This is a genomic window from Roseobacter sp. SK209-2-6 (genome assembly GCF_000169455.1).
Lineage (GTDB): Bacteria > Pseudomonadota > Alphaproteobacteria > Rhodobacterales > Rhodobacteraceae > Pseudophaeobacter.
Genome location: NZ_AAYC01000011.1, coordinates 1 through 11,806, shown reverse-complemented (window position 1 = coordinate 11,806; position 11,806 = coordinate 1). Strand labels below are relative to the sequence as shown.

Below are 11,806 nucleotides of genomic sequence, written 5' to 3'. Positions count from 1 at the left end.
GGCAGCATGAGGATGCAAAAAAGGGCGGCCCGATCCAGTGAGACCGCCCAAGTTCAGGGAGAGATCAGTTGGCCTTGGCGCTGAGGCCCAGGACCTTACCGACGGTGTTGTTCCAATTCTCGGCGCAATCGGCACCGCAGCGTTCGGCCCAGCGGGCCAGAACAACATCGGTGGCGATCTGATCGCGGATCGCGAGATCAGCATCCGTTGGCTGCACCAGCTTCATGCCGCCTTTTTCGCCAATGGCGCAGTCGCCGCCGGTGATGCAGGCGATGGCCACGTCATCCTCGGTGGCGGTCTCGGCCCACATGCGTTCGTTCAGGGCAGCGATTTCACCTTGCATCAGTTCCTGCTGGGCGGCGGACATGGAATTCCACTTGTCCATATTCATGGCGCCAAAGGCGAGGCCCCAGCCAACGCGCAGCGTATAGGCATGGGTCGCGACCTGCTGCCAATTGGCGGTATAGGCCGACATGGTGCCGGTGATGCCGCAGTCCACCACGCCTTTTTCCAGCGCCGGGATCACTTCCGAGAAGGGCACGGTCACCGAGGTGCCGCCCGCCCCTTCGACAAAGTCACCCAGAGTGGTGGCATAGACCCGGATCTTCTTGCCCTTCAGATCCTCGATGCCGTTCACTTCGGCATTGCACCATAGTGTCTGGCTCGGGAAGGGGTAGAGCATCAGCAGTTTAGCGTTGTAGATTTCGGCAAAGGCCTTCTCCATGGTGGGGTAATAGGCCTCGGCCACTTGGCGCTGCGTGGTGATATCCTGGGTGACAGAGGACAGATCGGCGCCCTCGAAGATGGCGTTTTCCGCCGCCACATAGCCCGGCAGGCCAAAGGCAAAGTCAAAGACGCCGTTCTTCACCAGGCGCATGATCTCAAAGCCCTTGAGGCCGAGGCCCGACTGGCTTTGGATCTCACCCACGATGCTGCCGCCGGAGGCCTCTGCCAGGCGCTCGTTGAAGAAGGGGCCTTCGTGTTTCTGATAGTTGGTCAGGCTGGACCAGGTGCCCACGGCCTTGAGCACAACTGGGTTGTCGGCCAGGGCCGCGCTGGCTGTCAGCGATAGCGAGGCTGCCAGAGCGGCGGCCAGTTTTGCAGTCTGTTTCATGTTCTTCTCCCTAGAAAGTTCTCAAGTCCGGTAGTCGGGTATTTCGGCGCTTTCGCTGACATCGGTGATCAGCATGTAGCCGGGTTTATGGGTGATGCAGATTGGCAACCTGGCGGTTTCCAGCGCAGCCTGGGGCGTTACTCCGCAGGCCCAGAACACCGGCACTTCGCCTGCGCCCACCGGCGCCGGGTCGCCCCAGTCGGGGCGGGCGATGTCCTCAATGCCGATCTCTGCCGGGTCGCCCCAGTGCAGCGGCGCGCCATGGGCCAGCGGGTAGCGGCGGGAAATCTCAGCGACTTCCGCGACCCGCGCCTCGGGCACCGCCCGCATGCTGACCACCGTGGGGCCGGAGAAGACCCCGGCCGGGGTGGTTGCGATGCTGCTGCGGAACATCGGCACCGTGGCGTTCTGCTCGATATGCCAAAGGTTCAGCCCGGCGCGCTGCAGCGCGTGCTCAAAAGTGAAGGAGCAGCCAAGCGCGAAGGCGACAAAATCATCCTGCCAGAGCGCTGATATGTCGGCGACCTCCTCCGCCAGCACACCATCGCGGTAGACATTAAAAGCGGGCACATCGCTGCGGATGTCGATATCGGCGCCCAGCGTGTGCATCATCGGATTGCCGGTGTCCGAAACCCCGGTCAGCGGGCAGGGCTTGGGGTTGCGCTGGCAAAACCGCATGAAGTCCAGCGCATACTCCTGCGGCATGATCGCCAGATTGGCTTGCAACAGGCCCTGGCCCAGCCCGGCGGTATGGCCCTGGTAGGCGCCCGAGCGGATCGCATCGCGCTGTACATCGATCGAATTGTTTTTGAGTGTCTGATAGTCGTTGTTCACCGGGTTCCCTCCGCTTGGCGCTTAGGGTCACGGGAACGTCACATAAAATCAAATCGATTGTTTTTGGTCTGATTGATCAGATATTTTTATCAGAGGAGTAGCGCAGTGCCACCTCCCGGGCCAGCTCAGCGGCGGTTTGAGCCACATGGCTTTTGGGCTCGCTCAGGTAGGAAGCAGTGAATTGCAGCGGGCTTGGCACCCAGCCTGGGTCGAACTCCTGGATTTTTCCGGCGGCGGCGATGTCTTTGCCCAGAACTCGGGGCAGGGCGGCCACGCCCAGATCCGCCTCGACCAGCCGGAAACAGGCCGACAGCGACGAGGAGGGAAAGATTGAAACCTCGGGACCGACCTGCTCAAACAGCCTCTCTTTCAGCTCGCGGAAAGGGCGGGTATTGCGCGCATAGGTAAGGACTGGGCGCTTCAGATAATCTGCGGGATCTGCCTCTTCCAGAGCGGTGGCAGCGGCATACCAGCTCAGCGGAAACCGGGGTAAATCAATGTTATTTACCGAATATTCCGAAACCGGCCCCAAGAGGATCGCCAGATCAATTTCGCCATCCAGAAGGCCTGCGCGCAGGTTTAGAGAGATATCGACGTTGAATTCGATCTCCAGCAGGGGGAAGCGGCTGTGCAGAGCGGCAACCAGATCCGGCAACCAGCACTGCGCGATGGTCTCCGAGACGCCAAGGCGCAGCCGTCCCTCGATGCCTTCAGGGTCGACCACATCCTTTTCCACCAGCTGCATCAGCTGTTCGAATTTCTCCGCATGGGCCAGTAGCAGCTCGCCGCGTTTGGTCAGCCTCATGCCGCGCGAGGTGCGGTCAAAGAGCTCGCAGGCGAGGCTCTCCTCCAGGTTCTTGATCCGGGCAGTGACAGCAGGTTGAGTCAGGTTCAGCGCCACCGCTGCTTTGCGTACCCCGTCGAGGCGGACCACATGAAGGAAGGCCCGCAGCTGTTCCATATTGATTCTCATCATGCCTGTTTGTTGCATGATGGTGCGAAAAATGCACCGGAATGCCGCGTAATCTTGCCTGGCAAGTTGGGGTAATGGTTCCCGCTTTTTTGGGCGGGAAAACAAACTGAAGACAAAGAAGGCCCGCAGCTCTCACTGCGGGCCTTGATGTTTCTGGGGAACGCTTCAGTCCGCGTCAGAAAGTATTGATATTGTCCTCAAGGCCACTCAGCGTGCTGAGGTTGGAGAGGGTCAGGACATCGCCATTGCCAAAGTCAAAGACCACCTGACCATTCACCACCGAGCCATAGGTGGAGAGGATATTGGCGGCAGAGGTCTCGCCTCCGGTCAGGCTGGTTGAGAGCAGCAGGAAGTCGCGATGCTCCTCGAAATCATTGATCTCATCATTGTCATAGCCGGTGTTGAAGACAAAGGTGTCGCGCAGGGTGCCGCCACGCAGGAGGTCATCCCCCGCGCCGCCGTCCAGGCGGTCGACCCCCTGATTGCCCTGCAGCGTATCATTGCCATCGCCGCCGCGCAGGCTGTCATCGCCGGTGCCGCCAAAGAGTTGGTCATTCCCCGCCCCACCTGACTGCACATCCGAGCCGAAGTTGCCATAAAGCGTGTCATTGCCGTCATTGCCAAAAAGCACATCCCAGGCAGATCCGCCGGAGAGCCAATCGTCGTCACCACCCCCATTGAGCGTATCATCGCCTTGGCTGCCATAAATGCTGTCATTGCCGTCATTGCCGTTCAGCAGATCCCAGCCGGAACGGCCGTGGATGGTGTCATTGCCCGCATCGCCATTGACAAAATCCACCCCGTCACCGGCGCTGATATAATCGTTGCCGGCGCCGCCATAGAGCGTATCCAGCGAGGTATTGCCAAAGAGACGGTCATCGCCATCGCCACCATAAAGCGTGTCATCGCCGGTGCCGCCAGTCAGGCTGTCATTGCCGATATCGCCGCGCAAGCTATCGCGACCAGAGCCGCCAAAGAGACTATCATTACCCGAGCCGCCGTTCAGGAGGTCCGCGCCCGCACCACCGTCGAGTCTGTCGTCACCTGCTTCACCGGCTATGGTATCTGCCCCGCCGAGACCGAAGAGGTAATCTGCATTCGCTGACCCGGAAAGTGCTTCGGACTGTTCAGTGCCCTCGGTTCCTTGGTTTAAAGCTGCGGTAAACAGAGTGAAGCCGCGATCACCCTGATCTCCATTCAGCCAGATCGCACGTACGGTTCCATCTTCACCTGCTGAAAGGACAATCCCCGCACTGACATCTAGAGGGCCGTCACTTAGGATGGCTTCTTCACCAACCCTATTCCCCTGCGCATCGAATTCTTGGTACCGAACTTCATATTCTCTGCTGGAAACTTGATGTACCCAAGCGACAATGAAACCCCCGTCTGGCAGTGATGCGACAGAACTAGATTGCTGATCTTGGCGTGTAGTAGAGTTTACCCTGAATTCATTGGTGGCAGCTGTTCCGTCAGCGTTATAGATACGCGCATAAACGCCATTTCCAGAGCTGTCCTGAAAATAGCTGGTCCAGGAAATGATATAGCGTCCATCTGAAAGCTCTGTGATTTCAGGGTCTCTTTGTGAAAAAAGGGTATACTGATTGACGCGTATTTCATTGCTGCGCGCAGTACCGTCCGCATTGTACCCCCGCATCATTACAGCATAGCTACTGCCGTCCACGTTTCGAGATTGCCATGTCACAACAAAACCACCATCCTGTAGTGACGTCACTTCACCGAAGGACTGGAAACTCGATGTTGTCTGATTGACGCGCTGAACCCCGCCTACTGGTGTGCCATTTGCGTCGGTGAGTTGAAAGTAGACCCCATAGAGGCTGCCATCCAGCCCGAGGTTAGTAAAAACAGTTGCCGCTCCTCCTGCTGAGAGCGCGCTGGAGCTCGGCGCTACAGAGCTGTTGGCGGCACTATGGAATACCACTTGGCTCTCTCCGAGGGGAGTGCCATCTGGAGAAAAGACCCGGCCGCTGATGGGCACTCTGGAGGAGGTACTCAAATCTGTGTAGGTGACAAAAATGTTGCCATTTTCCAGCTCAACAACTGCAGGGCGGTTCGCATCTTGCCCTGGTGTCGTAACCCGAACTGGATCTCCTTCAGGCTGACCGGACGCGTCCAGCAGAGAGAGCCATATCGCTTCATTGCTTTCTTCGGTCCAAACAACTGCGGTGCGACCACCTGCAAGCCCTGTCAGTGACGGGTAAAAAGTATCAACTGTAGTTCCTGTGAGAGCCAGTGGAGAAGTAACGAAGGTCGAGGCTTGAGGCATGGTATCTTTTTTTGAAAATTTGACTAAATCCTAGCGAGTATTAGCCATATGGGCTTCCACAAAGCAAGAGCTGCATAAAATTGATCCAAAGTCATCAGGTCCAATAGAGTTGGGGTTGGACCACTGGCATGTGGCAAATGGTATTGTACGGTCCAGGACCCAGCGGAGCTTAAGTCTCCCTGGTGTTGGCTTAGCCAGCGGGTGTTGAAATTTTCAACCCTTGCCAGTCGAGCCAAAGCCGCCAGAGCCGCGTTCAGTCGCTGTAAGTTCACGCACTTCGATCACCTCAGGCTTAAGAACCGGTGCAATCACTGCTTGGGCAAAACGATCGCCATGGTTCAGTACAACCGGATCCCCCCCGAGCAGATAAAGGCCCACGTAGATAATGCCACGGTAGTCCTCATCAATTGTTGCGGGACTATTGGGGATGATGATCTGCTGTTTCAGGGCCATGCTGGAGCGGGGGCGGATCTGCATTTCGGTACTCTCGGGCAGTTCGACACTTAGCCCTGTAGAGATCATGACGACCTCGCCTGGCTCCAAAGTCAGCGACCCATCGGGCAGAAAGGCACGTAGGTCCATGCCTGCAGCGCCGGCCGTGGCATAGCCTGGAAGGGGGAGGTCATTGCCTTCAACTCGCATAAATTTAACGGTGTCGGTCATGATGTGTCCTCTTACCTCATATCTCGCATTGGCGACCTGTTGGACGCTGCGAAGCCGCTGGGTGTAGGTACCATGAGCATTGGGAAACTAAAATCCCTGTCTGGTCAGTGCATGTTTTTGAGTAGTCCTGCGGCTGGGATCCGAGGTGGTCAGGGGGATTCCGAATTGCATTCGTTTTGTGCCTGACATTAAGGTCGCCGGATGATCGAACTCAGAGATTTACAGCTGCTCACCGCTTTGGCGCGGCACCAGCATTTTGCCAAAGCCGCTAAGGATTGCGGCATGTCGCAGCCCGCATTTTCAATGCGTATCCGCAACCTTGAGGAAAAGCTGGGCATCTCGATTGTGCGGCGCGGCAACCGTTTTCAGGGATTGACCGGCGAGGGTGAGATGATTGTGCGGCGCGCGCGCAGCATTCTGGATGATGCCAAGGCGCTGGATCAGGAGATTGCAGCGTCGCGAGGTGAGGTGACCGGCACCCTGATGCTGGGGGTGGTCCCGACCGCCACGGCCTTTGCTGCTCAGGTGGTGAACCGACTGCATGAGATTCATCCACGAATGCTGGTGCATATCGATGTCACCACTTCGATGGCTATCCAGCAGAGGATCCTGGATGGGACCATTGATGCGGGTGTCACCTATTCCGACAGTGTCCCACCTGGTTTGGTCTCCATCACCGACCTCTATCAGGAGCGTTATGTCCTATTGGCCCCCGAACCCATGGTCGCGCGTTTCAAAGATCATATTAGTTGGCAAGAGGCCGCTGAACTGCCGTTGAGTCTGCTCGAGCCGGGAATGCAGAACCGGCGGATCCTGGATCGGATTTTTGCAGAATTGGAGCTGAAGCCTGAGGTGATGTCCGAATCCAGTGGCTTTATGTCCGCGATGATCATGGCGCGCGAGGGCGCGGTGGCGACGATTCTGCCACAGGCTCTGGCAGATGCCTTAGGCGTTATCGAAGGCACCACGGCGCTGCCTTTGGTAGGTGAGGAGGAGGCCAATCTTCATGAACGCCCGATCTGTCTAGCGACTCTGCAGCGCAACCCGGAACTTACAACTGTGAGCTCGCTCAAACGCGTGGTTGCCGCCTTTGCGCAATAAGTTTTCGTTATTGCGCATTCCGTACAAGTGATTTGACGATATGATTTCCTGATGACATGTGCCTGTCAAAAGCACGTGCGAATTTTTGGAGGTCATTGTGGCACCACTGGACAATAGCAAGGGCGTGTGGAAATCCGGCAAGGGCAAGGGGCGCAAAACCCCCAAGGGCCGCCAGCTGGACGACCAGGCGCATAGCGAGGTTCTGGAACTTCTGGGCGATCGGCCCCGCAACCGGGATCTGCTGATCGAGTTTTTGCATCTGATTCAGGATGCTTACGGGCATCTGAGTGCCGCGCATATCCGTGCGCTGGCTGAAGAGCTGCGCACCGGTCAGGCAGAAATCTATGAGGTTGCGAGCTTTTATGCCCATTTCGATGTGGTGCGTGAGGGCGAGACCGCTCCGCCCGCACTGACCATCCGGGTCTGCGATTCTCTTTCCTGTGAACTGGCAGGCGCCGAACAGCTGCAAAAAGCGCTGGAAGACGGTCTGGACGCCTCACAAGTGCGTGTCCTGCGCGCGCCCTGCATGGGCCGCTGCGACACCGCGCCGGTGCTGGAAATCGGCCACAACCATATCGACCACGCCACAGTCGAAAAGGTCGAAGCGGCGATTGCGGCGGATGACACCCACGCGCATGTGCCAGAATATGAAACTTTCGCCGCTTATGAAGGTGAAGGCGGCTATGCGACGCTGAAAGACCTGCGCGCAAATGGCGACTGGGAAGCGGTTCAGGCGAAGGTCAAAGAGGCTGGTCTGCGCGGTCTCGGCGGCGCGGGCTTCCCATCCGGCACCAAATGGGGCTTTGTGCGCGCCAACGAAGGCGCGCGTTACCTGGCCGTCAATGGCGACGAAGGCGAGCCCGGTACTTTCAAGGACCGCTACTACCTGGAGCGCACCCCGCATGTCTTCCTTGAAGGCATGCTGATGGCGGCCTGGGCGGTCGAGGCCGAGAAGGCCTTTATCTATATGCGCGACGAATACCCGGCGGTGCTGAAGATCCTCGCAACCGAAATTAAGGCACTGGAAGCGGCAGGCATCGTCGAGGAAGGCTATATCGATCTGCGCCGTGGCGCTGGCGCTTATATCTGCGGCGAAGAAAGCGCGATGATCGAATCGATCGAAGGCAAGCGCGGTGAGCCGCGCCACCGTCCGCCCTTTGTGGCGCAGGTGGGTGTCTTTGGTCGTCCGACCTTGGTCCACAACGTCGAGACTCTCTATTGGGTCTGCAAGATCAACCGCGAAGGCCCCGAGTGCCTGAACTCGGTTGAGAAGAATGGCCGCAAGGGGCTGCGCAGCTATTCGGTCTCGGGCCGGGTGAAGAATCCGGGCGTGCATTTGCTGCCCGCCGGGTCCACCATCACCGACATCATCGAGGCCTGCGGCGGTATGCTCGATGGCCATGCCTTCAAGGCCTATCAGCCGGGCGGCCCCTCCTCGGGTCTGCTGCCTGCGTCGATGAATGACGTGCCGCTCGACTTTGATACGCTGCAACCGCATGGCACCTTTATCGGTTCCGCTGCCGTGGTGGTCCTATCCGATCAGGACTCGGCCCGTGATGCGGCGCTAAACATGCTGCGCTTCTTCGAAGACGAAAGCTGCGGCCAGTGCACCCCCTGCCGGGTGGGCTGCGAGAAAGCTGTGAAGCTGATGAGCGAGAAGAAGTGGGATCAGGGCCTCTTGGAAGAGCTGAGCACCGCGATGGTCGATGCCTCGATCTGCGGCCTCGGCCAGGCAGCGCCGAACCCGATCCGCCTGACCATGAAACACTTCCCGGATGAGGTGTGAAATGCAGAGCGTTAGTGAAATGAACCGCCCGGCGGCAACGCCGGGCAGCGCCCGACCCGCCCCCATGGGGCGGGCGCTATGCACCCACCCCTCGGGCCGGTCGCTGCCCTCGATGCTGAAAACGGAGGTCTGAGCCATGAGCAATCTCGTTACATTTACCCTCGACGGGAAAGAGGTCACCGCAGAGGCAGGCCTGACCATCTGGGAAGTCGCCAATGGCCGTGGGCTGAAAATCCCGCATCTCTGCCACAAGCCGCAGCCGGGCTACCGCCCCGACGGCAACTGCCGCGCCTGCATGGTTGAGATCGAAGGCGAGCGCACCCTGGCAGCCTCCTGTATCCGTGAACCGAGCGAAGGCATGGTCGTCACCACCAACAATACGCGCGCAACCAGCGCCCGTAAGATGGTGATGGAGCTCCTGGTTGCTGACCAGCCCAAACAGGAAGAGGCGCGCGATAAGTCCTCGCACTTGTGGGATATGGCAGAGCTCAACGGGGTTTCGGAGTCACGCTTCCCCAAGCTGGAAGAAGGCCGTATCCCGCTCTTGGACGACAGCCATGTCGCCATGAAGGTGAACCTGGACGCCTGCATCTCCTGCAACCTCTGTGTTCGCGCCTGCCGCGAAGTTCAGGTCAATGACGTGATCGGCATGGCAGGCCGCGGCCATGATGCCTATCCGGTTTTTGATATTTCCGACCCCATGGGGCAATCCTCTTGTGTGGCCTGCGGCGAATGCGTCCAGGCCTGCCCGACCGGGGCGCTGATGCCTGCATCCATCATGGATGAGAAACAGGTTGGCGACAGCAAGGACTATGATTCCGAAACCGAAAGCGTCTGCCCCTTCTGCGGCGTCGGCTGTAAGGTCTCGCTCAAGGTCAAGGATGGCGTGGTCAAACATGTCGAGGGTATCAACGGCCCGGCCAACGAAGGCCGCCTCTGTGTCAAAGGCCGCTTTGGTTTCGACTATATCCACCACCCGCACCGCCTGACCAAACCGCTGATCCGCCGCGACGACGCACCCGCCAAGGGCCTGAACGTCGATCCGGGCAATCTCTCGACCCATTTCCGTGAAGCGACCTGGGAAGAGGCGATGGATCTGGCGGGCAAAGAGCTGATGCGCCTGCGCGATGCGGATCCCAAATCGGTTGCGGGCTTTGGCTCGGCGAAATGCACCAACGAAGAGGCTTACCTTTTCCAGAAGTTCATCCGCCAGGGCTTCAAGCATAACAACGTCGACCACTGCACCCGCCTGTGCCACGCATCTTCGGTTGCGGCGCTGATCGAAAACGTGGGTTCCGGCGCTGTGACCGCGACCTTCAACGAGATCGAAAACGCCGATGTGGCCATCGTGATCGGCTCCAACCCGATCGAGAACCACCCGGTGGCGGCGACCTACTTCAAGCAGTTCACCAAGCGCGGCGGCAAGCTCATTGTAATGGATCCGCGCGGCGTGGGCTTGCGCCGCTTTGCAACCGAAATGGTGCAGTTCCGCCCTGGCGCCGACGTGTCGATGCTGAACGCAATCATGAGCGTGATTGTCGAAGAAGGCCTGTACGACCAGGCCTACATCGACAAGTACACCGAGAACTGGGAAGCGGAGAAAGAGCATCTGGCCCAGTTCACACCAGAGAAGATGTCAGAGATCTGCGGCATCTCACCAGAGCAGTTGCGCCGGGTTGCGCGCACTTTTGCAAATGGCAAAGCGGGCTTGATCTTCTGGGGCATGGGGGTGTCTCAGCACATCCACGGCACTGATAATTCTCGCTGCCTGATTTCGCTCGCTCTGATGACTGGCAACGTGGGCAAGCCGGGTGCGGGTCTTCACCCGTTGCGCGGCCAGAACAACGTGCAGGGTGCCTCTGATGCGGGCCTCATCCCGATGTTCCTGCCGGACTATCAGACCGTGACCTCGGATGATGTCCGCAAGAGCTTCACCGATGTCTGGGGCGGCGGCGACTTCTCGAACGAGAAGGGCCTCACCGTGACAGAGATCGTGGATCAGGCCTATGCCGGCAACATCAAGGGCATGTACATCCAGGGTGAAAACCCGGCGATGTCCGACCCGGATGCCGATCATGCGCGCGACGCTTTTGCCAAGCTGGAACTGATGATCGTTCAGGACATCTTCCTGACCGAAACGGCGAACTATGCCGACATCATCCTTCCAGCCTCGGCGCTCTATGAGAAGAACGGCACCGTCTCCAATACCAACCGTCAGGTGCAGCGGGTGCGTCCTGCCGTGGCGCCTCCGGGTGAGGCACGCGAAGACTGGAAAGTCACCGTTGAGCTGGCACAGCGTATCGGGTTGCCGTGGAGGTACGATGATGTCAGCGAAGTCTTTGCCGAGATGAAGCTGAACATGAAGTCGCTGAACAACATCACTTGGGAGCGTCTGGAAACTGAGACCATTACCTATCCGTCGCTGCATGAGACCGATCCCGGTCAAGCGATTGTGTTTGGTGACGGCTTCCCCCGCCCCGAGGGCCGGGCGCGCTTCACGCCTGCTTCGGTAATCGCACCGGATGAGGCTCCGGATTCAGATTATCCAATGATCATGACCACCGGGCGCCAGTTGGAGCATTGGCACACCGGGTCGATGACGCGCCGGTCCAAGGTTCTGGATGCGGTCGAGCCGGAAGCGAACTGCTCGCTCAACCCGCGCACCTTGAAGCTGATGGGTATCGAGCCGGGCGAGATGATCCGGCTGTCGACCCGCCGCGGCTCGATCGAGATCATGGCGCGTGCTGACCGGGCGATTGCCGAGGATATGGTCTTTGTGCCGTTTGCCTATGTGGAGGCTGCCGCCAACATCCTGACCAACCCGGCGTTGGACCCCTACGGCAAAATCCCCGAGTTCAAGTTCTCAGCGGTGAAGGTCGAAAAGATCGAAGGCCAGATCGCAGCCGAATAAGGCGGTCAGGTTCAGGAGGTTTTTGGGGGGGCTCGGTTAAACCCGGCAATGCCACAGAGATCTTTGCAACCTCCAACGTTGATGGCGCTCTTGTCGGTGGCGCCAGCCTAAAGGCTGCAGACTTTTCTCCGATCATCCAG

The 11,806-nt window shown here is 58.8% G+C and carries 9 protein-coding genes and 1 pseudogene; 5 read left to right on the top strand and 5 right to left on the bottom strand.

Annotated features, from left to right (window positions below; all coding sequences use genetic code 11):
- Nucleotides 1-64: 64 nt before the first annotated feature.
- From RSK20926_RS15945 to dut, 5 genes are all read right to left on the bottom strand, one after another.
- A complete protein-coding gene (locus RSK20926_RS15945) occupies nt 65-1,114 on the bottom strand; it encodes a TRAP transporter substrate-binding protein (RefSeq protein ID WP_008208254.1) in 1,050 nt (349 codons plus the stop codon).
- A 21-nt stretch (nt 1,115-1,135) separates the two neighbouring features.
- Nucleotides 1,136-1,948, bottom strand: coding sequence for a putative hydro-lyase (locus tag RSK20926_RS15940; protein WP_008208252.1), 813 nt, complete (start codon nt 1,946-1,948; stop codon nt 1,136-1,138).
- 76 nt (nt 1,949-2,024) lie between these two features.
- Complete coding sequence (locus RSK20926_RS15935) at nt 2,025-2,924, bottom strand: LysR family transcriptional regulator (protein ID WP_008208249.1); 900 nt, start codon at nt 2,922-2,924, stop codon at nt 2,025-2,027.
- A 172-nt stretch (nt 2,925-3,096) separates the two neighbouring features.
- The gene (locus RSK20926_RS22175) at nt 3,097-5,205 is read right to left on the bottom strand and encodes a calcium-binding protein (RefSeq protein ID WP_008208246.1); all 2,109 of its coding nucleotides are present in this window, start codon (nt 5,203-5,205) and stop codon (nt 3,097-3,099) included.
- A 213-nt stretch (nt 5,206-5,418) separates the two neighbouring features.
- Nucleotides 5,419-5,868, bottom strand: a complete 450-nt coding sequence (gene dut, locus RSK20926_RS15925; protein WP_008208244.1) for a dUTP diphosphatase — start codon at nt 5,866-5,868, stop codon at nt 5,419-5,421.
- A gap of 201 nt (nt 5,869-6,069) precedes the next feature.
- Here dut and RSK20926_RS15920 point away from each other — a divergent pair, with 201 nt between their 5' ends.
- From RSK20926_RS15920 to RSK20926_RS22565, 5 genes and pseudogenes are all read left to right on the top strand, one after another.
- Entirely contained in the window at nt 6,070-6,969 is a 900-nt protein-coding gene (locus RSK20926_RS15920) for a LysR family transcriptional regulator (RefSeq protein ID WP_008208241.1), read from the top strand.
- Nucleotides 6,970-7,066: 97 nt separating this feature from the next.
- Complete coding sequence (locus RSK20926_RS15915; protein WP_037255450.1) at nt 7,067-8,755, top strand: NAD(P)H-dependent oxidoreductase subunit E; 1,689 nt, start codon at nt 7,067-7,069, stop codon at nt 8,753-8,755.
- Nucleotide 8,756: 1 nt separating this feature from the next.
- Nucleotides 8,757-8,888: a hypothetical protein gene (locus tag RSK20926_RS23365; RefSeq protein WP_269724419.1), complete on the top strand. Its 132-nt coding sequence runs from the start codon at nt 8,757-8,759 to the stop codon at nt 8,886-8,888.
- Between the two features lie 3 nt (nt 8,889-8,891).
- Entirely contained in the window at nt 8,892-11,666 is a 2,775-nt protein-coding gene (gene fdhF / locus RSK20926_RS15910; RefSeq protein WP_008208237.1) for a formate dehydrogenase subunit alpha, read from the top strand.
- A 23-nt stretch (nt 11,667-11,689) separates the two neighbouring features.
- Nucleotides 11,690-11,806 (top strand): annotated as a pseudogene (locus RSK20926_RS22565) (triose-phosphate isomerase); the annotation flags it as partial.

Coding starts and splice junctions, on each gene's coding strand:
- RSK20926_RS15945 (WP_008208254.1), bottom strand. CDS start 1,114: ATGAAACAGACTGCAAAACTGGCCGCCGCTCTGGCAGCCTCGCTATCG.
- RSK20926_RS15935 (WP_008208249.1), bottom strand. CDS start 2,924: ATGATGAGAATCAATATGGAACAGCTGCGGGCCTTCCTTCATGTGGTC.
- RSK20926_RS22175 (WP_008208246.1), bottom strand. CDS start 5,205: ATGCCTCAAGCCTCGACCTTCGTTACTTCTCCACTGGCTCTCACAGGA.
- dut (WP_008208244.1), bottom strand. CDS start 5,868: ATGACCGACACCGTTAAATTTATGCGAGTTGAAGGCAATGACCTCCCC.
- RSK20926_RS15920 (WP_008208241.1), top strand. CDS start 6,070: ATGATCGAACTCAGAGATTTACAGCTGCTCACCGCTTTGGCGCGGCAC.
- RSK20926_RS23365 (WP_269724419.1), top strand. CDS start 8,757: ATGCAGAGCGTTAGTGAAATGAACCGCCCGGCGGCAACGCCGGGCAGC.
- fdhF (WP_008208237.1), top strand. CDS start 8,892: ATGAGCAATCTCGTTACATTTACCCTCGACGGGAAAGAGGTCACCGCA.